Annotated in this window: 24 protein-coding genes and 1 tRNA gene; 12 read left to right on the top strand and 13 right to left on the bottom strand. The window is 68.7% G+C overall.

Going from position 1 to position 24,310, the window contains the following annotated elements; all coding sequences use genetic code 11:
* The 3 genes from KVT44_RS60630 to KVT44_RS29535 all read right to left on the bottom strand — a co-directional run.
* A partial coding sequence (locus tag KVT44_RS60630) for a biotin carboxylase N-terminal domain-containing protein (protein ID WP_308314144.1) occupies positions 1 to 73 on the bottom strand: 73 nt, incomplete at its 3' end.
* Between the two features lie 453 nt (positions 74 to 526).
* On the bottom strand, positions 527 to 1,504 hold the full coding sequence (locus tag KVT44_RS29540) for an NAD(P)-dependent oxidoreductase (RefSeq protein ID WP_217569866.1): 978 nt from the start codon (positions 1,502 to 1,504) through the stop codon (positions 527 to 529).
* A gap of 56 nt (positions 1,505 to 1,560) precedes the next feature.
* Positions 1,561 to 2,655 carry a ScbA/BarX family gamma-butyrolactone biosynthesis protein gene (locus KVT44_RS29535; RefSeq protein ID WP_217569864.1) on the bottom strand — a complete coding sequence of 365 codons (1,095 nt, stop codon included), beginning with the start codon at positions 2,653 to 2,655 and terminating at the stop codon, positions 1,561 to 1,563.
* A gap of 474 nt (positions 2,656 to 3,129) precedes the next feature.
* Between KVT44_RS29535 and KVT44_RS29530 the strand changes: the two genes are divergently transcribed.
* Together KVT44_RS29530 and KVT44_RS29525 are read left to right on the top strand one after the other, a co-directional pair.
* Entirely contained in the window at positions 3,130 to 3,924 is a 795-nt protein-coding gene (locus tag KVT44_RS29530; RefSeq protein ID WP_168509673.1) for a response regulator transcription factor, read from the top strand.
* Positions 3,925 to 4,145: 221 nt separating this feature from the next.
* Positions 4,146 to 4,766 (top strand): ScbR family autoregulator-binding transcription factor, encoded by a 621-nt coding sequence (locus KVT44_RS29525; RefSeq protein ID WP_054236402.1) that lies wholly within the window; start codon positions 4,146 to 4,148, stop codon positions 4,764 to 4,766.
* Positions 4,767 to 5,300: 534 nt separating this feature from the next.
* On the opposite strand, the gene KVT44_RS29520 is transcribed toward KVT44_RS29525, so the two are convergent.
* A complete protein-coding gene (locus KVT44_RS29520; protein WP_217569862.1) occupies positions 5,301 to 5,906 on the bottom strand; it encodes a TetR/AcrR family transcriptional regulator in 606 nt (201 codons plus the stop codon).
* Positions 5,907 to 6,217: 311 nt separating this feature from the next.
* On the opposite strand from KVT44_RS29520, the gene KVT44_RS29515 reads away from it, so the two are divergent.
* A complete protein-coding gene (locus KVT44_RS29515) occupies positions 6,218 to 7,420 on the top strand; it encodes a sensor histidine kinase (RefSeq protein WP_217569860.1) in 1,203 nt (400 codons plus the stop codon).
* A gap of 118 nt (positions 7,421 to 7,538) precedes the next feature.
* Here the strand turns inward: KVT44_RS29515 and KVT44_RS29510 are convergent.
* Positions 7,539 to 7,625: transfer RNA gene (locus KVT44_RS29510), tRNA-Leu, on the bottom strand.
* A gap of 367 nt (positions 7,626 to 7,992) precedes the next feature.
* Here KVT44_RS29510 and KVT44_RS29505 point away from each other — a divergent pair.
* The 7 genes from KVT44_RS29505 to pknB all read left to right on the top strand — a co-directional run bounded on the left by KVT44_RS29505 (position 7,993) and on the right by pknB (position 16,314).
* Complete coding sequence (locus tag KVT44_RS29505; protein WP_217569858.1) at positions 7,993 to 8,136, top strand: hypothetical protein; 144 nt, start codon at positions 7,993 to 7,995, stop codon at positions 8,134 to 8,136.
* A complete protein-coding gene (locus tag KVT44_RS29500) occupies positions 8,124 to 8,981 on the top strand; it encodes a DUF3662 and FHA domain-containing protein (RefSeq protein WP_099921692.1) in 858 nt (285 codons plus the stop codon). Before KVT44_RS29505 ends, KVT44_RS29500 begins: the two co-directional genes overlap by 13 nt.
* A gap of 10 nt (positions 8,982 to 8,991) precedes the next feature.
* On the top strand, positions 8,992 to 9,519 hold the full coding sequence (locus KVT44_RS29495; RefSeq protein WP_054236405.1) for an FHA domain-containing protein: 528 nt from the start codon (positions 8,992 to 8,994) through the stop codon (positions 9,517 to 9,519).
* A gap of 90 nt (positions 9,520 to 9,609) precedes the next feature.
* On the top strand, positions 9,610 to 11,190 hold the full coding sequence (locus KVT44_RS29490; protein ID WP_099925529.1) for a Stp1/IreP family PP2C-type Ser/Thr phosphatase: 1,581 nt from the start codon (positions 9,610 to 9,612) through the stop codon (positions 11,188 to 11,190).
* 26 nt (positions 11,191 to 11,216) lie between these two features.
* A complete protein-coding gene (locus KVT44_RS29485) occupies positions 11,217 to 12,656 on the top strand; it encodes an FtsW/RodA/SpoVE family cell cycle protein (RefSeq protein ID WP_075032938.1) in 1,440 nt (479 codons plus the stop codon).
* Positions 12,653 to 14,140 (top strand): penicillin-binding protein 2, encoded by a 1,488-nt coding sequence (locus tag KVT44_RS29480; protein ID WP_099921693.1) that lies wholly within the window; start codon positions 12,653 to 12,655, stop codon positions 14,138 to 14,140. The genes KVT44_RS29485 and KVT44_RS29480 overlap by 4 nt, the downstream gene beginning before the upstream one ends.
* A gap of 170 nt (positions 14,141 to 14,310) precedes the next feature.
* Positions 14,311 to 16,314 carry a Stk1 family PASTA domain-containing Ser/Thr kinase gene (pknB, locus tag KVT44_RS29475; RefSeq protein ID WP_217569856.1) on the top strand — a complete coding sequence of 668 codons (2,004 nt, stop codon included), beginning with the start codon at positions 14,311 to 14,313 and terminating at the stop codon, positions 16,312 to 16,314.
* A 106-nt stretch (positions 16,315 to 16,420) separates the two neighbouring features.
* Here the strand turns inward: pknB and KVT44_RS29470 are convergent, their stop codons facing one another.
* The 6 genes from KVT44_RS29470 to KVT44_RS29445 form a co-directional block, all read right to left on the bottom strand.
* Positions 16,421 to 17,173, bottom strand: a complete 753-nt coding sequence (locus tag KVT44_RS29470; protein WP_308314142.1) for a class E sortase — start codon at positions 17,171 to 17,173, stop codon at positions 16,421 to 16,423.
* 62 nt (positions 17,174 to 17,235) lie between these two features.
* Positions 17,236 to 18,507: a class E sortase gene (locus KVT44_RS29465; RefSeq protein WP_217569854.1), complete on the bottom strand. Its 1,272-nt coding sequence runs from the start codon at positions 18,505 to 18,507 to the stop codon at positions 17,236 to 17,238.
* A complete protein-coding gene (locus tag KVT44_RS29460) occupies positions 18,504 to 19,142 on the bottom strand; it encodes an aminodeoxychorismate/anthranilate synthase component II (protein ID WP_217569852.1) in 639 nt (212 codons plus the stop codon). Before KVT44_RS29460 ends, KVT44_RS29465 begins: the two co-directional genes overlap by 4 nt.
* Positions 19,139 to 19,300: a hypothetical protein gene (locus KVT44_RS29455; RefSeq protein ID WP_165854063.1), complete on the bottom strand. Its 162-nt coding sequence runs from the start codon at positions 19,298 to 19,300 to the stop codon at positions 19,139 to 19,141. Before KVT44_RS29455 ends, KVT44_RS29460 begins: the two co-directional genes overlap by 4 nt.
* Positions 19,301 to 19,373: 73 nt before the next feature.
* Positions 19,374 to 20,105, bottom strand: coding sequence for a class E sortase (locus KVT44_RS29450; RefSeq protein ID WP_099925531.1), 732 nt, complete (start codon positions 20,103 to 20,105; stop codon positions 19,374 to 19,376).
* A gap of 35 nt (positions 20,106 to 20,140) precedes the next feature.
* A complete protein-coding gene (locus KVT44_RS29445; protein ID WP_190174086.1) occupies positions 20,141 to 20,920 on the bottom strand; it encodes a DUF881 domain-containing protein in 780 nt (259 codons plus the stop codon).
* A gap of 142 nt (positions 20,921 to 21,062) precedes the next feature.
* Here KVT44_RS29445 and crgA point away from each other — a divergent pair, with 142 nt between their 5' ends.
* Positions 21,063 to 21,317: a cell division protein CrgA gene (gene crgA / locus KVT44_RS29440; RefSeq protein ID WP_054236413.1), complete on the top strand. Its 255-nt coding sequence runs from the start codon at positions 21,063 to 21,065 to the stop codon at positions 21,315 to 21,317.
* A gap of 264 nt (positions 21,318 to 21,581) precedes the next feature.
* On the opposite strand, the gene KVT44_RS29435 is transcribed toward crgA, so the two are convergent.
* The gene (locus KVT44_RS29435; RefSeq protein ID WP_190174087.1) at positions 21,582 to 22,493 is read right to left on the bottom strand and encodes a rhomboid family intramembrane serine protease; all 912 of its coding nucleotides are present in this window, start codon (positions 22,491 to 22,493) and stop codon (positions 21,582 to 21,584) included.
* Positions 22,494 to 22,631: 138 nt separating this feature from the next.
* Positions 22,632 to 23,165: a peptidylprolyl isomerase gene (locus tag KVT44_RS29430; RefSeq protein WP_054236415.1), complete on the bottom strand. Its 534-nt coding sequence runs from the start codon at positions 23,163 to 23,165 to the stop codon at positions 22,632 to 22,634.
* Between the two features lie 312 nt (positions 23,166 to 23,477).
* Here KVT44_RS29430 and KVT44_RS29425 point away from each other — a divergent pair, with 312 nt between their 5' ends.
* Entirely contained in the window at positions 23,478 to 24,164 is a 687-nt protein-coding gene (locus KVT44_RS29425) for a DUF5324 family protein (RefSeq protein WP_099921699.1), read from the top strand.
* Positions 24,165 to 24,310: the final 146 nt, after the last annotated feature.

Raw genomic sequence — 24,310 nt, 5'->3', positions numbered from 1 at the left:
TCCCGGCATCCCGGCACGCCCGGGCCACGCGGACAGCGATTTCGCCACGGTTGGCGATGAGCACCTTGCGCACGATGAACCTCCCCAGACTCCGCTCGGAGCCACAAGACTGTTCGAGTGCGCACTTCTCCTTCAATACGGTCCGTTGCAGAACTGGGTCAGAATCCGCAGACCCGGGGCAGCACTTACCGGAAGAGGAAAGGGGAAGGTCAGACCTCCGTCAAATAGCCGGACCCGGCGGACGGATCCGCCGGGTCCGGAAAGAAAAGGAATGCGCCATTCCGCGGAGAATTTCGAAGGACGTACGGGGGGGCGTTCGGAGGCGTTCCGGGACGGCGTTCGGGAGGGGTTCCGGAGCGGCGTTCGGGAGGGGTTCCGGAGGGGTTCCGGAGGGGTTCGGGAGGTGCTTCCCGCCGTCCCGCGGGGTTTCGCGGGACGGTCGACCACTTGGCCAGTTGAACACTTGACTTGTTGAACACTTGACCGGTTGAACACTGGCTGGTCGAGCTCTCGGGCTCGTCCCCGGTCAACCGTCCCGCAGGGCCTTGCGGTACCAGGGCGCCGCGAGGGGGAAATCGGTGTCGAAACCGGCGCCGGGTGCGCGACGCAGGTCGGACCAGAGCGGGGTGCTGTCGAAGACGTGGTCGGTGGTGAACATGTCGAGTCCGGACGGAGGTACGCCGTTCTCGGCCAGGACCGCCCGGGCTCGGTCGACGGTCAGTTCCCTGTCGGGCCAGTCGGCCCCGGTGCACTCGGCGACCGTGCGCAGGAGGGTGTCCACGGGGAGGGGCTCCGGGTGGGTGGCGTGGTAGACGGAGGCGGTCAGGTCGGCGGCGGGGGCGAGCGCGGTGGCCACCAGCAGCGCGGCCAGTTCGGGTACGGCGATCGCGGAGCTCCGGGCGGGCCAGCCCTCCACCGTGCCGGGCAGCACGCGCAGCATCCGGGACAGGCCGGGCACCACCCACCTGTCGCCCTCCCCGTACACCAGGTGCGGGCGCAGGACGACACCGCCGGCCGCGAGAACGGTGTCCTCGGCCGCGGCCCGGGTGCGGGACGTGGGCGAGCCCGGGTTGCGGCGCAGTTCTTCGGGCCGGTCGCCGCGGAAGGTGCCACGGCCGTAGACGGACGCGGTACTCAGCTGGACGATGCGCGCAACCCCCGCGCGGCGCGCTTCCTCGATGAGCGCCGCCGTGCCACGGGCGTTGACGGCCTCGTTGGCCTCGACGCCGCCGCCGATCTGCGAGGCGCAGTGGATCAGGACGTCGACGCCGTCACACACCCCGCGCAAGGACGCGGGGTCGGTCAGATCGGCCCCTACGACGCGAGCACCGTCATGGGCCGCAGGACCCTCATGGGGCGGGGGACCCTCCTGGGTCGGCGGACGGGAGCCGAGCAGGGGACTGCGATGGGACATGAGCCTCAAGTCGGCCCGGTGCCGGGCCGCTTCACGGGTGACGTGTCCGCCGACGAAGCCGGCGGCGCCGGTGATCAGGATGGTGGGCACGGGTCTGTCTCCTCGGGATGGGGACGCTCTCCCAGGCGTACGGAGGATGCGCGGTCTCAGCGGCCGCGCGGGCTCAGGACGAGCTCGGCGGTGAAGACCGTCTCAGCGTGCTGCGTACCGCGCACCCGCACCAGTACGCCGCCCTCCGTACCGTGCGGTTCGGCCTGCGGCTCGATCCAGCAGGGCGCGTCGAACTCGGCGTAGCGCGCGAAGTTGCTCTTGAGACCCAGCAGGAGGGCGTCCGGCATCCCGGTCGCCACGAGGGCGGCCTGCCGGGCGGCTTCCAGCAGGACCATGCCTGGTATGTGATCGACGGGGTGGTCGAAGAAGGTGGGGTGGGCGGTGTCGACGCGCAGTTCCCAGCGGTCGCCGGTGCCGGAGACCGATCCGGGCTCGGCGAGCAGCACGTGCCGGTCGTCGGAGTGGCCCACCGCGGCCGGGTCGATCGCGGGCGGCACGACGCGGTCGGTGGTGGTGGGCCGGCCGGCGCGCAGCCTGCGGTGGACGGCGGGACTGGTACAGCTGAACGCGGCGCCCGCGGTGGCCAGCGCCCTTCCGTCGCGCAGCACGGTGACGTCGTAGCGCATACCGCCGAGCACCCGGCCCCTGCGGACGATGTCGCGGCAGACCGTGCGCAGTTCGACCTCCGTGGGGACGGCGTCCGCGACGAGGAGTTCGGGGGAGGTGCTGAAGAACATGTCCCACATCAGGAACTGGTGCCCGAAGGGGACGCCGAACTCCGCGTGCGCGAGCAGGGAACCGATCTGGCGGACGGACTCGATCAGGAGCATCGGGTCCTGGTAGCCGCCGGTCTGGATGAAGAAGGAGTGGCTGCGCGGCCATTGGGCGCTGACCGCGAATTCGTCCGGGTCGGGTCCGGCTGGTTCGGCGGCGGCTTCCCAACCGGTCAGCAACACCTCCGAGACGGCGGCGCGATGGACGTACTCGCGCGGAACCGTCGTGGTCAGCCGCGGCGTCAGAGTGCGCGCGGCGGTCTGGACGGAGGCTTGGGCAGAGGCCTGGACAGAGGTCTGAACGGCGGGTTGAACGGCGTTTCGGGCAGCGGGTCGTGAGGCGGTTCGTGAGGCGCTGGTGCCCACCGTCGCGACGTCGTCTTCGACGGACACACGGGTGGAGGTGGTGTACGACATGTACGGCACTCCTGTCTGTTTCCGAGCAGGGGGCAGCAATCCGTACCGCCGGCAGCCACCCCCCGTGGCCGACGTTCTCTCGCTCACACAAGATACAGACATGTCTGTTCGGTTTTTCAAGTAAAGCTTTAGCATCCTTCGAGCGATGAGCCGCCGCTACGGGCCGGTACAGCACGATTGCGCCACCGGCGACGCCCGATCTTTCAAACCGTGCAGACCTGCATGGTTAGCGCCAAGGACACGCGCCGGACAAGGGGGTCCACCCCGACCGCAACCTGCCGGAAACATGACCTTGAAGCGCTGGATCTCTCCACATACACGCAGGTCAACGTGGGTAGATTGGAAAAGGTACGGACCGACGCGCGGGGGATTTCGAACGCGTTGACAATCAGACAAGTCTGTTTGCTATCGTCCTCATTGTGAGAGTTCAGCAGTCCGTTCCGTGATGACGAGACTGTGCCTCAGGAGGAGCAGATGAATCGGCAAGCCGTGGATCTACTCGACGCCCGATCGCAGCGCAATCTTCCGCACCGCCCCACGATTCCCCAGCCCGGGCGGGCCGTTGCCCCACAGACGGCCGCCGACCACCCCGGCCCCCCGGCCGGCGCACTGCGCGTCCTGGTCGTAGAGAACGATGTCAGGGCCGCCGACTCCCTCGTCCAGGGCCTGCTGCGGCAGGGGTACGCCGCGCAGAGCGTGGCCACCGGCACCAAGGCGCTCCAGGCGCACCGCGATGCCGATCTCCTACTGCTCGACCTGGACCTGCCCGACCTGGACGGGCTCGAGGTGTGCCGGGGCATCCGGGCGGTCTGCGACACCCCGGTCATCGCCGTCACCGCGCGCGGCTCCGAGCTCGACCGGGTGCTCGGACTGCAGGCCGGCTCGGACGACTACCTGGTCAAGCCGTACGGCTTCCGCGAGTTACTGGCCCGGATGGAGGCGGTGATGCGCCGGGTGCGTCAACAGCCCGCCGCCGCACAGGTCATCACCCACGGGCCGCTGCGCATCGACGTCGGCACCCGGGTGGCCACGCTGAACGGGAAGCCGGTGGACCTGACCCGCAAGGAGTTCGACCTGCTGCATCTACTGGCCTCGCAGCCCGGCACCGTCATGCCGCGACGCCAGCTCATGGCGCAGGTCTGGGACGACACCTGGTCGCACCGCGGGCGCACCATCGACACCCACGTCAGCAGCCTGCGCGGCAAGCTCGGTTCGAGCAGTTGGATCATCACCGTACGCGGTGTCGGTTTTCGGCTCGGCCACCCGTGAGCGGCACCCGCAGGCCGTACGAGGACCACGTAAGGGCCGCTTGAGGGCCGCTTGAAGACCACTCGAGGTCCACTTGAGAAGCGCTCGATGAACGGCCGAGGACCGACCGAAAATCGAGCCAAACCGGAAGCAAATACTCCCGCCTACTGGCGGCGTGCCGCCTTGCCGATACAATACAGACCAGTCGGTAAAATTCCAGTGGGCGAGAGCAAGGACCTGGTATGGCCACACAAGAGCGCGGGACGAGGTCGAGGCACTCGATCCTGGAGTCCGCGGCCCGCGTGTTCGACGAGCGCGGCTACGACGCGGCGAGCACCAACGACATCCTGGCCCGGACGGGCCTCACTCGAGGCGCGCTTTACCACCACTTCCCCTCCAAGGAAGCGATCGCCGTGGCCCTCGTGACCGCGCACAGCGAGGCGCTGGTGGTGCCGGACCAGGCAGTGAAGCTCCAGGCCGTCATCGACCTCACCCTGGAGTTCGCCCAGCGTCTCCAGCGCGATCCGGTGCTCCGGGCCAGCGTGCGGCTCGCCGTCGAGCAGACGTCGTTCTCGCGGCCGCCGCAGACGGCGTACGAGCAGTCCGGCGCCGCCATACTCGCCCTGCTGCGGCAGGCCGAGGAGCAGGGCGAGATCCTGCCGGGCGTGGACATCCAGGAGGCCACGTCGACCATCGTCGGCGCCTTCACCGGCCTGCAGTTGATGTCCCAGGTCTACAGCAACCGCGAGGATCTGCCGGAACGCATCGGTGCGTTCTGGCGCTTCATGCTGCCCGGCCTGGCCACGCCCGGCATGCTCGGCCGCCTCCGCACCATCCCGCCGCCGGCCCGCGAGACGGCCTGACCCCCGCCCGACACCCCACAACCAAATCCCACAACCGAGCCTCGCGCCCTGCCCACACCCTGCACCGCGCCCTGCTCCGCCCGCCGAACAGCACACGTCGCCCCGAACGCGAACTCCCGGGCGGGGCCGCCTCACCCGTGACGGACCCGAGCCCGACACCTCAACCGGGCCAAACCCCCCACCACGGGTCCCCTTCACATGCCACGGGTCCCCTTCGCATGCCGTCCCGTTCACGGCACGCCCCGCAACGGACCTCCGAAGGCAGAGGGCGCCTTCTCGCGCCGCCCCGAACACGGGCACCGCCCCACAACTGACGGACACCCAGGGCTCCGCCCACACCCGGGCTCCGGCCTCCTCCCGCCTCCCGGGCGGGCCGGTGTCCCCCCGGCTCCCGGGCAGGCCGGTGTCCCCCGGATCCTGGGCCGCGCACCCAAGCCCGGCCGAGTTCCGCGCGCCGACCCTCAGGCCAACTCCGCCCAGAACGCGCGGACTTGAGGAGACCCCAGAGGCCCGCCCTCACCCCCGCTTCGGAACTCAGCCCCCCTCGGACCCGCTCCTCACCCGTCGCTCCTCCTCCGCCAGCCCCTCCCCGGCCAACGAGAACAACGGGCGCAGCAACACCCACAGCCGCTTGGACGTCTTGGGGTCCCACCACTCCGCGTCCGTGTGCCCGAGCGACTCCAGCCCCGCGGCCACCACCACCGCCAGCTCGGCCAGATCCTCCGGCGCCGGCACGACGTCCCGGTGCGCGTCGGCCACCCGCCTGCGCACCAACGCCAGTACGTCGTCACGCAACCGAGGCGGCCCCGCCGACCCGTCCACCGCGAGCTGTATGCCGGCCCGGACCAGTTCCTCCGTACGCAACGCCTCGCACAGGGCGACCAGGAGGCGCTCCGGGGCATCCTCCACGGGCCCCTCGAAGGCCTCGTCCATCAGCGCGACGACCCGCTCGTGCGCCTGCTCGTACACCGCGGCCGTCAACTCCGCGGTGGAGGAGAAGTGGTGGTAAAGAGCCCCCCGGCTCACCCCGGCCCGGCGGCAGATGTTGACCAGTCCCGCATCGGAGAGCCGGCCGTTCGCTATCAGTTCCGCCGCGGCACGGACGAGAGCCTGACGGGTCTGTTCGGACCGGGTCTGCATCAGGCTGCACCTGCCTATTCCTGCTCTTGGCATGAAGGAGCGCGCGGGTGCCTCGAAGGCGCCAGCAACAACCGGAATCATACAACCATGCCTGTTTTAGTCGACAGCCCTGTGAACCCAGACCTCCATCCAATCCCCATAAATCCTGCAGCTCTTGCCCATGGACGGACTCTTGACGGCCGGACGATCCCGTGACCACACCCCATCCGGAACGCCCGTCCACTCTTGACAATCAGACAAGTCTGTTTGTTACGTTGGCGATGGCCACGTTGCCCCGGCACCCAAGCGTCACCCGAGCGTCGAGGAGTCCGATGAGCAGCACGACCACCCCTACCGCGCCCACCTCCACGACGGCGCCGACCTCACCGACCGGCCCGATCTCCCCTGTCACCGCGGCCATCCCCCTGGTCGGCAGTGGATTCGGCGAAGCCCTGCACGAGGGCCTGGTCCGCGCGGCGGCCCGGATGTCGTCCCGCCCGGGCCACTCCCCCCTCATGTCGTCCGCCACCACCCTGGGGTCCTGGGAGACCGGCGCCGTCCTGGACCGCTTCACCGCCCGCCTGCCCACCGCGCTCGCCCCCGCCGAGGCGGAAGTGCCCACCCTGCGCACCACGCTGACGGAGTTCGCCCGCACCGCCCTGGCCCGCGCCGCGGACACCACCTCCGCACCCACCCCCGCCCCCATCGCCCCGCCCGCCGCCTCCCCGCACCAGGTGGCCGCCGCGGTCGCCCTGCTCCTCGAGTGCGCCCTGCTGCACGTCCTGGAGAACGGCATCGCGCACCACGAGAGCGCGCTGCCCCGCGCGGTCGCGGTCGTCCGGCGCCTCGGCGAGGTCGTCCGGGAGGCAGGGGAGGGCATGTGGTCCGGCGACGACGGCCGCGGCGAGCGCCGCCGGCTGGCCCGGCAGCTGCACGACGAACTGGGCGGCGCCCTGTCCCTCGCCCGACTCAGCCTCGACGCCGCCGCGACCTGCGCCCCCGTCAGGACCGGCTCACCCACCCCTGGCTCTCCCGGCGCCGTCGCGGCCCACCTCGCCACCGCCCAAAGGGCACTGGCCGCGGCGGCCAGGGAGAACCAGGCGCTCATCGACGGCGTGCGTCACCGCGCCGACCTGCCGCCCCTGCGCGAGGCCCTGGAGGCCTTCCTCGCGGGCCCTCGTCCCATCGACGGCCGCCGTGTCCAGGCCTCCGTCGAGGTCATCGGTGACGAGTGGACCCTCTCCGAGCGGCACCGGGAGGAGACCTTCCTCGCCCTGCGCGAGGCCCTGCGCGACCGCCTGGCCCGCTCGGGCGCGCGCCGCGTGGACACCGTCGTGCGCATCACCAGGCGCTGGCTGTACGCGAAGGTGACCGACGACGGCCAAGGCCCCGCGGCGGGCTCCGCCGATTCCGCGCGGGCCCTGCGCTCCCTCACCGACCGCGTCGAGGACCTCGGCGGCCGGACCGGCATCACCCCGGGCACCCCCACCGGCACCCTGCTGGAGATCCATCTGCCCCTGCGCAGACACCCCTGAGCCCCGCCCGAGGAAAACTGAGAGACAGAACACACTCCGACCAGCGCCCCGGCCCGCCCCGAACCCGTACCGGAGACATGGAAAAGGGCCCATCGTCTTGACGATGAGCCCTTTTCGCTGGTGCGCGAGGGGGGAGTTGAACCCCCACGCCCTTGCGGGCACTGGAACCTGAATCCAGCGCGTCTGCCTATTCCGCCACCCGCGCATTGGGTGTGTCTTTGGTCTCTCACCAAGTGGTGTGAGCGCCTGTCGACATGCAGAAGATTAGCACGCTGTCCGGGGTGGAATCACATCCCTTTCCACGGCCACAGGCCCCGCCGGCACCGCACGTCTCAGGCCTAACCGGTTCACGTATCAACCTCGTACCGGTCCAGGCCATCTCCCCAGGAGCAGGACAGGGTGCACAGTCAGGTGCGGGACACTGGTCTCGGGCCGCCTCTACGATCCTTGGCAGGAGTAGTGCCGGGAAGTGTTCGAAGAGGAGCCCCGGAGGGAACTTCGGGAAGGGACTTCGGAAGGCGTCGACACCCGTCGACAGGGCCGACAGGGGGAACCAGCCGATTTCCCGACGCGTGGATACGATCAGTAAGCAGTACCAGCAGGACCAGGACGACTACGGCAGGCCGTACGACACGGCGGGCCGTACGCAGTACGACACGGACAGCAGGCAGAACCAGGACGGTTACGAAGGAGGAGGTGCCCCATGGGAGTCCTGAAGAAGTTCGAGCAGCGTCTCGAAGGTCTGGTCAACGGCACCTTCGCCAAGGTGTTCAAGTCCGAGGTCCAGCCCGTGGAGATCGCCGGAGCACTGCAGCGCGAGTGCGACAACAACGCCACGATCTGGAACCGCGACCGGACCGTCGTACCCAACGACTTCATCGTGGAGCTGAGCACGCCGGACTTCGAGCGCCTCAGCCCCTACTCCGGCCAGCTCGGCGACGAGCTCGCCGGGATGGTGCGCGACTACGCCAAGCAGCAGCGCTACACCTTCATGGGCCCCATCAAGGTCCATCTGGAGAAGGCGGACGACCTCGACACCGGTCTCTACCGGGTGCGCAGCCGTACACTCGCCTCCTCCACCGACCAGCAGGCCCCCGAGCGCGCCCCGGCGGGCCCGCCCTCCGGCCGGCCCGGTGGCTACGGCTATCCGGCTGCCGCCCCGAGCGCGGGTCCCACGGGCGCTCCCCCGATGCCGTCCGCGCCGCCGCCCGGCGTGCGCCCCGGCCCCACGCCGATGGGCTCGCGGCCCGGCGCGGCTCCGAGCCCGGCGGCCGGCGGCCGCATGCGGCACTGGATCGAGATCAACGGCGCCCGCCATCAGATCTCCCGCCCGACGCTGGTGCTGGGTCGCAGCACCGAAGCCGACGTGCGGATCGACGACCCCGGCGTATCCCGCCGGCACTGTGAGATCCGGACCGGAACGCCCTCGACGATCCAGGATCTCGGGTCCACCAACGGCATCGTGGTGGACGGGCAGCACACCACCCGCGCTACGCTCCGCGACGGCTCGCGGATCGTCGTGGGCAGCACCACCATCATTTACCGGCAAGCCGAAGGGTGAAGCGGGGGCAATGTCAGAGCTGACCCTCACGGTCATGCGGCTGGGTTTCCTGGCCGTACTGTGGCTGTTCGTGATCGTGGCCGTGCAGGTCATCCGCAGCGACCTGTTCGGAACGCGCGTCACACAGCGCGGCTCGCGCAGGGACGCCTCCAGGCCGCAGCAGGCCGCGCGCCAGGCCACACCACCTCCGCAGCGCCAGCAAGCGGCGCCGCCGAGCGGCGGCGGTGGCCGACAGCGCCGCGGCGCCCCCACCAAGCTGGTCGTCTCCGAAGGCACTCTCACGGGCACGACCGTCGCGCTGCAGGGGCAGACCATCACCCTGGGCCGCGCGCACGACAGCACCATCGTGCTGGACGACGACTACGCGTCCAGCCGCCATGCCAGGATCTACCCGGACCGGGACGGCCAGTGGATCGTCGAGGACCTCGGATCCACCAATGGCACGTATCTCGACCGGAGCCGACTGACGACTCCCACGCCCGTTCCGCTGGGCGCGCCGATCCGCATCGGCAAGACCGTCATCGAGCTGCGGAAGTAGTACGACAATGAGCGAGCGGAGCGAGCACGCAGCAGCGGTCCACACGACGGACCCCGGCGCGCTCCCGACCGGAGGGTGGGCACCGTGCGGATGTACCCGGAGCCGACGGGCGAGGTGCGCATGAGTCTGTCACTGCGCTTCGCCGCCGGATCGCACAAAGGCATGATCCGCGAGGGCAACGAGGACTCCGGTTACGCCGGTCCCCGCCTGCTCGCGATCGCCGACGGTATGGGCGGCCAGGCCGCCGGTGAGGTCGCCTCCTCCGAGGTGATCTCCACCATCGTCGCGCTCGACGACGACGTCCCGGGTTCCGACATCCTCACCTCGCTGGGCACCGCCGTACAGCGTGCCAACGACCAGCTGCGGATGATGGTCGAGGAGGACCCCCAGCTGGAGGGCATGGGGACCACCCTCACCGCACTCCTGTGGACCGGTCAGCGCCTCGGCCTCGTGCACGTCGGCGACTCGCGCGCGTACCTCCTGCGTGACGGCGTGCTCACGCAGATCACCCAGGACCACACGTGGGTGCAGCGCCTCGTCGACGAGGGCCGCATCACCGAAGAGGAAGCCACCACCCACCCGCAGCGCTCCCTCCTGATGCGCGCGCTGGGCAGCGGCGACCACGTCGAGCCGGACCTCTCCATCCGCGAAGTCCGCGCCGGCGACCGCTACTTGATCTGCTCCGACGGCCTGTCCGGCGTCGTCTCCCATCAGACGATGGAGGACACGCTCGCCAGCTACCAGGGCCCGCAGGAGACCGTCCAGAACCTCATCGAGCTCGCGCTGCGCGGCGGCGGCCCCGACAACATCACCGTCATCGTCGCCGACGTCCTCGACATCGACTCCGGCGACACCCTCGCCGCCCAGCTCTCCGACACCCCGGTCGTGGTCGGCGCGGTCGCCGAGAACCAGCACCAGCTGCACGACAACGGCGCCATGCAGACCCCCGCGGGCCGTGCCTCCAGCCTCGGCCGTCCGGTGCCCGGACAGGGCGGTGGCGGCGAGTTCGGCCCGCCCGGCAGCGGCGACACCACCGGTTACGTCTCCACGGGCGGCTACGGCGACTACTCCGACGAGGACTTCGTCAAGCCGAGCGCGGGACGCAAGTGGCTGAAGAGATCCCTCTACACCGCGCTGGCCCTCGCCGTCATCGGCGGCGGTCTGTACGGCGGCTACCGGTGGACGCAGACGCAGTACTACGTCGGCACCCAGGACCAGCACGTCGCGCTGTACCGCGGGATCAGCCAGGACCTGGCCTGGGTCTCGCTCTCGAAGGTGGAGAAGGATCACCCCGAGATCGAACTCAAGTACCTGCCGCCGTACCAGCAGAAGCAGGTCAAGGCGACGATCGCGGAGGGCGGCCTTCAGAACGCCCAGAAGAAGATCAGCGAGCTCGCCACACAGGCCTCCGCGTGCAAGAAGGACGCCGAGCGCCGCGCCGTCGACAGCCAGAACAGCGCGAAGACCGGCACGGGCCAGGCAGGTGGAACCACGGGAACCACAACCACCTCACTGACGTCCAAGGCCACGTCCAGCCCGTCCGCGACGCCGAAGCCATCGAGCTCGGCACCGTCTTCGAAACCGTCCACCTCCGCCGCACCCACTCCCACACCCGGCCCCAGCCTCTCCGACGAGGAGCAGAAGCTGGTCTCGCTGTGCGGTAAGCAGTAAGAAGCCGTGAGGGGCCCTGTCACACCATGAGCAGTAGTACGAACACGCCGACGCACCACACATCGACCATCGGTTCGATCGGCACACCGAGCCGCCGCAACACCGAGTTGGCGCTGCTGGTGTTCGCCGTCCTCATCCCGGTCTTCGCGTACGCCAACGTGGGCCTGGCCATCGATGAGAAGGTGCCGGCCGGCCTGCTGAGCTACGGCCTCGGCCTCGGCCTGATCGCGGGCGTCGCGCATCTCGGCGTCCGCAAGTTCGCGCCGTACGCCGACCCGCTGCTGCTGCCGCTGGCGACGCTGCTCAACGGCCTCGGCCTGGTGATGATCTGGCGCCTCGACCAGTCCAAGCTGCTCCAGTCGCTGCCCAACTTCGTCCAGGCGGCGCCCCGCCAGCTGATGTACACCGCGCTGGGCATCGGTCTGTTCGTCGCCGTGCTGATCTTCCTGAAGGACCACCGCGTCCTGCAGCGCTACACGTACATCTCCATGTTCGGCGCGCTGATCCTGCTCCTGCTGCCGCTGGTCCCCGGTCTCGGCGCCAACATCTACGGCGCCAAGATCTGGATCTCGATCCCCGGTCTGGGCACCCTCCAGCCCGGCGAGTTCGCGAAGATCATCCTCGCGGTCTTCTTCGCCGGCTACCTCATGGTGAAGCGCGACGCGCTGGCCCTCGCCAGCCGCCGTTTCATGGGCCTCTACCTGCCGCGCGGCCGCGACCTCGGCCCGATCCTGGTCGTCTGGTTCGTCTCCATCCTGATCCTGGTCTTCGAGACCGACCTCGGTACCTCGCTGCTGTTCTTCGGCATGTTCGTGATCATGCTGTACGTCGCCACGGAGCGGACCAGCTGGATCGTCTTCGGTCTGCTGATGTCGGCGGCCGGCGCGGTCGGCGTCGCCTCCTTCGAGCCGCACGTCCAGCAGCGCGTCCAGGCCTGGCTCGACCCCATGCACGAGTTCACGCTGAGCAGGCAGGGCGTCGCCGGCCACACCGAGCAGTCCATGCAGGCCCTGTGGGCCTTCGGCTCCGGCGGCACGCTCGGCACCGGATGGGGACAGGGCCACTCCGAACTCATCCGGTTCGCCGCCAACTCCGACTTCATCCTCGCCAGCTTCGGCGAGGAACTGGGCCTGGCCGGAATCATGGCGATCCTGGTCGTCTACGGCCTGATCGTGGAGCGCGGCATCCGTACGGCGCTCGCGGCCCGCGACCCGTTCGGCAAGCTCCTCGCCGTCGGCCTCTCCGGCGGCTTCGCGCTCCAGGTCTTCGTCGTCGCGGGCGGCGTCATGGGTCTGATCCCGCTCACCGGTATGACGATGCCGTTCGTGGCCTACGGAGGCTCCTCCGTCATCGCCAACTGGGCGCTGATGGGCATCCTCATCAGAATCAGCGACACCGCCCGCCGCCCGGCCCCCGCGCCCGCCCCCAGCCCCGACGCCGAGATGACCCAGGTGGTCCGCCCGTGAACAAGCCCCTGCGCCGGATCGCGATCTTCTGCGGGCTCCTCGTCCTCGCCCTGCTCATCCGCGACAACTACGTCCAGTACGTCCAGGCGGACAGCCTGCGGACCGACTCGAACAACCGTCGCGTCGCCATCGAGCGGTACGCCACTCCGCGCGGCGACATCGTCGTCGACGGCGACCCGATCACCGGGGCCACCAAGTCGACGAAGAACGGCATCAACGACTTCGAGTACAAGCGCACCTACAAGGACGGCCCCATGTGGGCGCCGGTCACCGGGTACGCCTCGCAGGCCTTCGACGCCTCCCAGCTGGAGAAGCTGGACGACGGCATCCTCACCGGCAACGACGACCGGCTCTTCTTCCGCAACACCCTCGACATGATCACGGGCAAGAAGAAGCAGGGCGGCAACGTCGTCACCACCCTCAACGCCGCCGCGCAGAAGGCCGCGTACCAGGGCCTGCTGAGCCGGGGCAAGGGCGCGGTCGCCGCGATCAACCCGCAGACCGGCGCGATCCTGGCGCTGGCCTCGACCCCGTCGTACGACCCCTCGACCTTCGCCGGAACCTCCGGGAGCGACGAGAAGGCCTGGAACAAGCTCCAGAAGAAGAACAACCCCGACGAGCCGATGCTCAACCGGGCGCTGCGCGAGACCTACCCGCCGGGCTCCACCTTCAAGGTGGTCACCGCGGCGGCGGCGCTGGAGAACGGTCTGTACAAGTCCGCGGACGAGAACACGGACTCGCCGCTGCCGTACACGCTGCCGAACACCTCGACCGAGCTGAAGAACGAGGGAAACATCCCCTGCAAGAACGCCACCATGCGCGTGGCGCTCAAGGTGTCCTGCAACACGGTCTTCGGCAAGATCGGCGCGGACCTCGGCAAGGACAAGATGCTCGCGGAGGCCGAGAAGTTCGGCTTCAACTCCGAGCAGCTCACGCCGGTGCGCTCCAACGCCTCCAACTTCCCCAAGACGATGGACAAGCCTCAGACCGCGCTCAGCTCCATCGGCCAGTTCGAGACCGCCGCGACCCCGCTGCAGATGGCCATGGTCGCCTCCGCCGTCGCCAACAACGGCACGCTCATGAAGCCGTACATGGTCGACAAGCTGCAGGCCCCGAGCCTGGACGTCATCTCGCAGACCGAACCGCAGAAGATGAGCGAGCCGCTCTCCAAGAGCAACGCCCAGATCCTTCAGTCCATGATGGAGACGGTCGTCAACGATCCGCAGGGCACCGGCAACAAGGCCCAGATCAGCGGCGTCACCGTGGGTGGCAAGACCGGTACCGCCCAGCACGGTGTCGCGAACAGCGAGAAGCCGTACGCGTGGTTCATCTCGTACGCCAAGCTCCCCGACGGCAGCTCGCCGGTCGCCGTGGCCGTGGTGGTCGAGGACGGCAGCGCCAACCGTGACGACATCACGGGCGGTGGTCTCGCCGCCCCCATCGCGAGGAGCGTGATGAAGGCAGTCATCGACAGCAAGAAGTGACCCCTGTCACGTCCCCTTCACATCGGTGCACGTTGCGATACCGGTCCTGTATCGGGTGACGGGCTTGGCCAGGTCACAGAAGCCGAGCCGGGTACGGTATGCCCGGACGGCACACCGCCGGACCACACATGCGTGCGGTCGGGACCGACGGAGAGGGCTGGTAGGTAGCTATGGAAGAGCCGCGTCGCCTCGGCGGCCGGTACGAGCTGGGCCAGGTGCTCGGTCGTGGTGGCATGGCGGAGGTACATCTCGCCCATGACACCCGGCTCGGCCGCACCGTGGCGGTGAAGACGCTGCGAGCCGACCTCGCACGCGATCCGTCGTTCCAGGCCCGGTTCCGCCGGGAGGCCCAGTCGGCCGCCTCGCTCAACCATCCCGCGATCGTCGCCGTGTACGACACGGGTGAGGACTACATCGAGGGCATCTCCATCCCGTACATCGTGATGGAGTACGTCGACGGGTCCACGCTGCGCGAGCTGCTGCACTCGGGCCGCAGACTGCTCCCCGAGCGGTCCATGGAGATGACCATCGGCATCCTCCAGGCCCTCGAGTACTCCCACCGCGCCGGGATCGTCCACCGCGACATCAAGCCGGCCAACGTCATGCTGACGCGCAACGGCCAGGTCAAGGTCATGGACTTCGGTATCGCCCGCGCCATGGGCGACTCCGGCATGACGATGACGCAGACCGCCGCGGTCATCGGCACCGCCCAGTACCTCTCCCCGGAGCAGGCGAAGGGCGAGCAGGTCGACGCGCGCTCGGACCTCTATTCGACCGGTTGCCTCCTCTACGAGCTGCTGACCGTGCGTCCGCCCTTCGTGGGCGACTCCCCGGTCGCGGTCGCGTACCAGCACGTACGCGAGGAGCCGCAGCCGCCGTCGGTCTTCGACCCCGAGATCACGCCCGAGATGGACGCGATCGTCCTGAAGGCACTGGTCAAGGACCCGGACTACCGCTATCAGTCCGCCGACGAGATGCGCCAGGACATCGAGGCCTGCCTCGACGGCCAGCCCGTCGCCGCCACGGCCGCCATGGGCTCCGTGGGCTACGGCGGCTACCCGGACGACCAGGCCACCACGGCGCTGCGCTCCGCGGACAACCAGGCCACGTCCATGCTGCCCCCGATGAACCCGGACGACGGCGGCTACGGCTACAACAACTACGACGACCGCCCGGCCCGCCGCCGCCAGCAGAAGAAATCGAACACCTCGACGATTTTGCTGGTCGTGGCGGGTGTGCTGGTCCTGGTCGGCGCGATCCTGATCGGGAAGTGGATCTTCAGTGGCGACGGGGTGAGCAACAACACCGTCGCTGTTCCCAACCTCGTCAGCCAGACAGTGAAGGACGCCACCCAGCTGGCCACCAACGCCGAGCTGAAGGTTTCGATCACCAAGAAATCCTGCGAGACCGAGAAGACGGGCAACGTCTGCTCCCAGGACCCGAAGCCAGGCGTGAAGGCCACCAAGGGCGACACCGTCAACCTGGTGGTGTCCACGGGGGCGCCGAAGGTCGTCGTGCCCGGCGTCACGGGCCAGAGCCTCGACGACGCCAAGGCGAAGCTTGAGGGCAGCGACTACAACTTCACGGTCAAGACGCAGACCCAGGTGTCCACGGAGGACCCGAACACCGTCCTGGACCAGAATCCGAAGCTCGGCGCGGAGGTGCAGAAGGGATCGACGATCACCCTCACCATCGCCAAGGCCGCCGAGAAAGCCACGGTCCCGGACGTCACCGGCAAGTCCTGTGACGAGGCCAAGGCCCAGATGGCGGCCAACAACCTGGTCGGCAGCTGCACCGAGGTCGACGTGACCGACCCGAACCAGGCCAACAAGGTCGTCTCGACCTCTCCGCAGGCGGGCAGCCCGGCCGACAAGAACTCCAACGTGACCATCCAGGTCGGCAAGGCGGCGACCCAGACACAGGTCCCGAACGTCGTCACCCAGACGGTCAAGCAGGCCAGGCAGACCCTGCAGCAGAACGGCTTCAACAACATCCAGTTCGCCGACGGCAGCGATCAGAGCGACAACGCGATCGTGATCAGCCAGAACCCCCAGCAGGGAACGCAGGCGGACCCGAACTCCACGGCGATCATCCTGACCACCCAGAACCTCGGCAACAACAACGGCGGCAACAACGGCGGCAACGGCTTCTTCGGCGGTCTCACCGGAGGCTGACGCAGCGGTTGGAACAGCGGTCGAACGAACTGTGCCCCGCCCGGGGAATCCTCCCGGGCGGGGCACAGTTCGTTCGGGTTCGGTCGAGTCGTTTGACCGGCCCGCCTCAGCCCAGTTCCTTCGGCGGCGTGCGCGCGCTGTCCACCTTCTGCACGCGCTCCAGCTCGCCCCACACGATGTAGCGGTACTCCGACGTGTACACCGGCGTGCAGGTCGTCAGGGTGATGTAGTGGCCCGGCTTCGTCTTGCCCGACTGCTTCGGGACCGACTGGAGGACCTTGACGTTGTACTTCGAGGTCTCCGGGAGGATCGAGAAGACCTTGTAGACGTACCAGTCGTCCTTGGTCTCGAAGACGATCGGGTCGCCCTTCTTTATCTTGTCGATGTTGTGGAACTTGGCGCCGTGGCCGTCGCGGTGGGCGGCGAGCGTGAAGTTGCCCGTCTTCTCAGTCATCGGCAGCGTCGCCTTGACGGGGTCCATGTAGTAGCCGGCGACGCCGTCGTTGAGGACCTCCGTGGAGGTGCCCTTCTCGACCAGCACCTCGCCGTTCTTCATCGACGGGACATGCAGGAAGCCGATGCCGTCCTTGGTGTCCAGGGCACCGGGACCGCTCTCGTCCTGGGCCCAGTTGTCGCGGACCTTGTCGCCCTGCTTGTCGGCCTTGCGGTCCGCGACGACGTTCGTCCACCACAGCGAGTAGACGACGAACAGGGCGAGCACCAGGCCCGCGGTGATGAGGAGTTCACCCAGGAAGCTGACCGCCATCGCGATCCGGCTCACTCCACGACGCTTCGGAGCGGCCGCCTCGGCGTCGGCCTCGGCCTCGGCGCGCTCGTCGTGGTCGGTCCTCGCTGCCACTGTGCATCTGCCCCGTCTGGTCTGTCTCAGGTTGTCTCACGTGCCGGTGCCCGACGGGGCTCCTACCCGAGGAGCGCGTCCGGCTTGCCCTTGCTGCGCGGGCGTTCCTCGACCATCTTGCCCCACACGATCATGCGGTAGGTGCTGGTGAATTCCGGCGTGCAGGTGGTCAGTGTGATGTAGCGGCCCGGCGCCGTGAAACCGGACCCCTGGGGGATCGGGTCCAGCACCTTCGTGTTCGACGGGGACGTCACCGGCAGGATCGACGTCATCTTGTAGACGAAGTAGTCGTCCTGGGTCTCGACCACGATGGAGTCGCCGGGCTTGAGCCGGTTGATGTACCGGAACGGTTCCCCGTGCGTGTTGCGGTGCCCCGCGAGACCGAAGTTGCCGGTCTTGGCGTCCGGCATCGCCGTCTTCAGGGCTCCCTCGCCGTAGTGACCCACCATTCCGCGGTCGAGGACCTTCGTCTTGCTGGTGCCCTCGGCGATCGGAGCGACCACGTCCAGCTTCGGGATGTGCAGGATGGCGAAACCCTGTCCCGGCTCGAACGTCCCCGGACTCCGCTTGCCGCTCGCCCAGTCCTCCTGGAGGTGGTGCGCGGCACTGCCCGCCTGCTGGTGCGCCCGCACGTTCGACCACCACAACTGGTAGGTCACGAACAGCAGCATCAGGACGCCGGTGGTGATGAACACCTCGCCGATCAACCGGCTGACGAGGACGGCCGCACCGGGCTTCTGCGCGCGCGCCGCCCGCCGGGCCTGAACACGGCTCAGCGGCGCCTCAGCGGCCTTCTGCGCCGACTCCACCGACTCCTGGGCACCCGGGGACTCCTGGGGCTCCTGAGCCCCTCCGTGGCGCCCGTGGCGCCGCGCCGCCTTGCGCCGCGCCGCACGACCCCCGGGAGCGGGCATCCCCTCGTTCGTGGCCCGACCCGCCAACTGCTCGGCCCTGCGCCGCGCCTCGGAGACCTCCGAGGCCCGCAGCGCCACGGTCGCGTCGTCCAGCTTCGGAGCCGCGCCGACCGGTTCGGCGTACACGGGCATGGGTCTGGTGAGCGGTGCGTCGTAGACGGGAGCAGGATCCTGCGCACCTCCCGGCGCCCCCTGCCAGTCCCGCGCGTAGCCCTCGGGGCCGTCCACGGCGTACTGGTGCTGCCCCTGCCCGGACCACTCCTGGCCCGGCAGCGGATCGGTGAGCGGATCCGCGAGCTGCTCGACCGCGGCCTCGAACGCGCCGGGTCCCCCGTACGGCTGCTGCCCGTACGAGGACCCGTCGTCTCCGGTGCCGCCGTAGGCGGCGCCGGACTCGCGCTCGGGGCGCAGGGCGGTCACGCCGTGGCCCTGCCCACCACCGGGGCGAGCCCCACCGACCTCGCCACGGCACCCTGGTCGCCGCACTCCACCAGCCAGTTGGCGAGCATCCGGTGACCGTGCTCGGTCAGCACCGACTCGGGATGGAACTGCACACCCTCGACCGGGAGTTCACGGTGGCGCAGCCCCATGATGATCCCGTCGTGGGTACGGGCGGTGACCACCAGCTCGGCCGGCACGGTCTCCGGCTCGGCGGCCAGCGAGTGGTAGCGGGTCGCGGTGAAGGGGGACGGCAGTCCGGCGAAGACACCTCTGCCCTCGTGCTCCACCAACGACGTCTTGCCGTGCAGCAGCTCGGGCGCCCGGTCCACGACACCGCCGTACGCCACCTGCATCGACTGCATGCCGAGGCAGACGCCGAAGACGGGGACACCCGTGTCCGCGCAGTGGCGGACCATGTCGACGCAGACGCCGGCCTGCTCGGGAGCGCCGGGGCCGGGTGACAGCAGTACGCCGTCGAATCCGTCCTGGGCGTGCGCGGTCGAGACCTCGTCGTTGCGCAGCACCTCGCACTCGGCGCCGAGCTGGTACAGGTACTGGACCAGGTTGAAGACGAAGCTGTCGTAGTTGTCGACGACGAGAATCCGCGCGCTCACTGGTTGTTCACCGTCACATCGTTGAAGGGGAGCAGCGGTTCGGCCCACGGGAAGACGTACTGGAAGAGTACGTAGACCACCGCGAGGACGAGCACGAGTGAGATCAGCGCCTTCACCCATGCGTTACCCGGCAAATGCCGCCAGATGAAGCCGTACATGCTGTCCCTTCCGTCGCATCACGGCACCAGAGCCACGCCCTACACCATCGGACCCACGCCGTACGGGACCAGACTAACGGCGTAGCGCCTGAGGTTTCCCGGCCTCCACGGGCTGCGTGGAATCCAGGTGGGCCCAGACGATCAGCCGATGGCTGTGTCCCCACTCCGGATCGCACGTGGTCAGCGTGAGATAGCGGCCTGGAGCCGTGTACCCGGACTTACGTGGCACAGGATCGATCACCTCAACGTCCGTGGGCACTGTTTTGTAGGGGCCTTTGTCGATCCGATACGTGAACCAGGTCGTCCCGTCGGTCAGCACCACCGCGTCCCCCCTGCGCAGCTGGGGAAAGTCCTTGAACGGGTCGCCGTACGTGCGCCGGTGGCCCGCGACAGCGAAGTTCCCCTCCTGCCCGAGCTGGGCCGTCCCCCGGTAATGCCCGAGCCCCTTCTGCAGGACGCTCGTGCCGGTGCCTTCGAGTACGGGCTTGTTCCACGTGAAACCAAGACGGGGGATGTACATCACCGCGAAGGGCTTGCCGTAGGCGTAGGGGCCCGGGGCCTTCGGGCTCTCGGTCGTTCTCGCCGTCGGCGTCTTCGGGTTCCCGGTTGCCGGGGTGGTCGGAGGCGCCTTCGACTGCTGCGCGACCGATCCCTTCGACCACTGCTTCTGGAGCTGGTCGATCTGGTGGTTCATCTCGCTGTCGGCCTTGACGCCCGTCCAGAACAGGACGTAGACCACGAAGAGCACGATGAGCGTGCCGATGGTGATGCACAGTTCGCTCACTGTCCGGACGAGCACTCGCACCGACACGGGACCCCCAGCGGCAGCTGCTTCAGCCACTACTCCACAGGTTTTGCGTAGTGGAGATCCACTGTGCCCGAGTACCCGGGAAGAGTCACCGTCCCGTTCTCCTCGACTTTCCAGCCGAGCCCGTAGACGTTGACGTACACCATGTAGTTCTGGATCGCCGGAGAGTCGGCGAGGGCCTTCTGGAGCTTCTGGGGGTCACCGATCGCGGTGATCTTGTACGGGGGCGAGTAGACCCGGCCCTGGAGGATCAGGGTGTTGCCGACACAGCGCACGGCGCTGGTGGAGATCAGCCGCTGGTCCATCACCTTGATGCCCTGGGCGCCACCCAGCCACAGGGCGTTCACCACGGCCTGGAGGTCCTGCTGGTGGATGACCAGGTAATCGGGCTGCGGCTCGGGGTAGCCGGGCAGCTTGGCCGTGGCGTTCGGCGGCGCGTCGTTGAGGGTGACCGTGACGGCCTTGCCCTTGAGCTTCTGGGTGCCGGTGTTCTTCTCCAGCGCGGCGAGCTTGGCGGTGTCGGCCTTGCTGCCGCCGTTCTCCCCCCCGGCGAGCGTGTCGACCTCGTCACGCAGGACGCCGTTGGACTCGTCCAGCGACGCGTTCTTGTGGCTGCGCTCCTGAATGAGGTCGGAGAGCTTCAGCAACGACGCGTCCGTGCGGATATTGGTGCCCTTGGCCGTGTTGAAGCTGGTGAAGAAAATCAGCCCGGCGAGCGCGAAGACGGCGACGGTGAGTACACGTACGGGCCGGAAACGGCGCGTAACGGCAGGACTGGAACCCGTCCCGGGGGAGTCGGCAGAATTGCTCAACGTACCCTTATCTCCTTCGGCGCCGCGGAAGCACTACGCTAACGGACGCCCGGGGGAGCGCTCAGTGTCCCCTTGTACGCTGCCCCGGAGCCCGCCCCAGTTCCCTGCGCGGCCACGCAGCGCATCGACAGGAGAGACCCTCGTGCCGAAGTCACGTATCCGCAAGAAGGCCGACTACACGCCGCCCCCGGCGAAGCAGGCGACCAACATCAAGCTGACCAGCCGCGGCTGGGTCGCACCGGTCATGCTGGCCATGTTCCTCATCGGCCTCGCCTGGATCGTCATCTTCTACGTGACGGACGGCTCGCTGCCCATCGACGCCCTCGGCAACTGGAACATCGTGGTCGGCTTCGGCTTCATCGCGGCGGGATTCGGCGTCTCCACGCAGTGGAAGTAGCTCTGCCCAGGGTTATCCACTGAGTTATCCACAAGAGTTTTCCACAGGTGGAAAACTAAGACGATCTGTGGATAACTCATCCGGGGTTGACGCCGGTGTGACTGACCTACCGGGATCCGCAAACCTGTTCGCCCCCTGTCCGACCTGCGAAAACTCGGGTCAGTGACAGGGGGCACAGCTGTTCCCACACAGCGTGCACAAGATCCGCCACGATCTGTGGACAACACCGCTCTCCCAGGCTTCTCAAGTGAGCCGAGCGGTGCCTCAGGTGAGCTGAGCCGTCCTGACCAGCGTCGCGACAACCACCGCGGCCAGGACCACGGCACACACCCCGTACTGGATCAGGGCCCGCCGCTCGCGCGGGGCGTGGACCATGGCGTAGCCGACGACGACACCGCCGACGAGTCCACCGATGTGGGCCTGCCAGGCGATGTTGCTCCACCCGAAGGTGAAGATCAGGTTGATCACCAGCAAGGCGATCACGGGGCGCATGTCGTAGTTGAGCCGGCGCATCAGGACGGCGGTCGCACCGAAGAGGCCGAAGATCGCGCCGGAGGCGCCCAGCGAGGGCTGGTTCGGCGCGGCCACGAGGTAGGTGAGCGCGCTGCCCGCGAGACCCGAGACGAAGTAGAGGGCGAGATAGCGGGCACGGCCGAGAGCCGCTTCCAGGGGGCCGCCGATCCACCACAGGCTGAGCATGTTGAACAGGATGTGGATATAGCTGCCGTGCAGGAACATCACCGTCAGCATGCGGTACCACTGGCCCTCCGCGACGCCCTCGACCGAGCCGAGCAGCGGAACGTACGCGCGGCCGATGAGGTCGAAGCTGTCGGTGAAGCGATCGCCCACCGACAGCTGGACCAGGAAGACGGCGAGGTTGAGCCCGATCAGGATCTTGGTGAGGAGCCGGGGGTCCGCGGTGACGGTGCCACCCGCGAGGGTGCGGGGCTGCGAGGCCGACGGCGCGTGGCCCGTACCGGAGCCGGCACGGACGCACTCGGGGCACTGGAAGCCCACGGAGGCACTGATCATGCACTCGGGGCAGATGGGGCGCTCGCAGCGGGTGCAGCGCACGCCGGTTTCACGATCCGGATGCCGGTAGCAGGTGGGCAGGGCCTGGGCGTCCTGATGCCCCTGGTCCTGCGGGCCCTGCGGGTTGCCTGGCGCCTGGTCCATGGGGTCCCCTCAATCCGGTCGTACGCAATGCACCGCCCCGCCCATCCTTACGGATGAGCGGGGCGTTTGGTTCCCTGCGGCAGCCCTCGGGTCCTTGGGTCTCAGCCTTCGCGGGGTTCAGCCTTCGCGGGGCGGGTCTCAGCCCTTGCGGGTCTCGACGACGACCGACTCGATGACGACGTCGTTGACCGGGCGGTCGGTGCGCGGGTTGGTCTGGGTGCTCGCGATGGCGTCCACGACCTTCTGGCTGGCCGCGTTGGTGACCTCGCCGAAGATGGTGTGCTTGCGGGTCAGCCAGGCCGTCGGGGAGACGGTGATGAAGAACTGCGAGCCGTTGGTACCGGGGCCGGCGTTGGCCATGGCCAGCAGGTACGGCTTGTCGAAGGCGAGCTCCGGGTGGAATTCGTCCTCGAACTGGTAACCGGGGCCGCCGGTGCCGTTGCCCAGCGGGTCACCGCCCTGGATCATGAATCCGCTGATCACCCGGTGGAAGACCGTGCCGTCGTAGAGCTTGTCGGTGGACTTCTCACCCGTCTCCGGGTTGATCCACTCACGCTCGCCCGTGGCAAGCTCGACGAAGTTCCGGACCGTCTTGGGCGCGTGGTTCGGCAGAAGCCGGACTTCGATGTCGCCTTGGTTGGTCTTCAGGGTGGCGTAAAGCTGCTCAGCCACGATCTGCCTTCCGTTGCCTTCTTTTGACCCCCCGATCCTCGCACGGACCGGGCCGCGCGTCGCTCGGCCACCACCTCCGAGCGAATATCCGGGGTCGCCCTTGCGGAAATCCCGTCGAGTCCTTGCGTGCACAGGACGCGAAGCGGCGATCCGTGGCATTGTCGGCGACAAGCTCCTGTTGCCCCGTATGCCCTATCTCGCATGCCTCGCGGCCCCTCGGGGGGCATGATCTCGAACAGGGCGGAAAGGTGAACCGTGCCCCCTTTGGGGTACTCGAACGCCCATGTACGCCACCGAGGAGGAGGAAAACCCGTGACCCGCATTGACAGCGTGCGCGCCGCGACCGGCTCGGCGAAGGACAGCGTGCTGCACGCCGCGGAAGTGGTGGCGCCTTACGCCGACACGGCCAAGGACCGGGCCTCGTACTACGCGAACGAGGCACTCGTACGGCTCGCGCCCAAGGTGTCGCTGGCCGCAGAACAGGCCCGCGTCCAGTACGGCGCCCATCTCGCGCCGCGCCTTGAACAGGCCCGTACGCATGTGCCGCCGAAGGTCGACCAGGCCGCCGTCCGTACCCGGCAGGCGGCCGTGCAGGCCGCCGAGTACACCAGGCCGAGGATCGAGCAGGCGGTGGCCGCGGCCCAGCCTGTACGTGAGGAGGCCGCGTCACGCGGTGTGGCGGCGATCGCCGCGCTGCGCGGACAGGTCTCGCCCCAGGAGATCCAGAAACTGGTCCGCAAGCACGAGCGGCACGCGAAGGCCGGCCGCGTCGCCAAGGGGCTGCTCGTTCTGGGGATTCTCGCGGGCGGCGCCTTCGTCGCCTGGAAGTGGTGGGACAAGCAGGCCAACCCCGACTGGCTGGTCGAGCCGCCCGCCGCGACGGAGGTGCCCGAGACGGGTCGTCTGTCCTCGGTCGACGGCACCGGCCTGTCCGACCTGGACCCCGAGGTCCAGGCCAAGCAGGCCGAGGAGGAGACGGACCGCGACGACCGCCGCTGACCCCGGACCAGGGAAACAAGCCCTGAGCAAGGGCAACAACATCGCCGTGGGGCAGGAGACTTGAGGGTCTCCTGCCCCACGGCGATGTTTCACGTGGAACCGGCGGAACCGGCCGAGCGGAACCGAACGGACGGACCCGTGGGCGC

It is taken from the genome of Streptomyces sp. GbtcB7, assembly GCF_019091445.1.
GTDB classification, from domain to species: domain Bacteria; phylum Actinomycetota; class Actinomycetes; order Streptomycetales; family Streptomycetaceae; genus Streptomyces; species Streptomyces mirabilis.
Note: the sequence above shows the minus strand (reverse complement) of the source record. Positions and strands in the feature narration are given on the sequence as shown.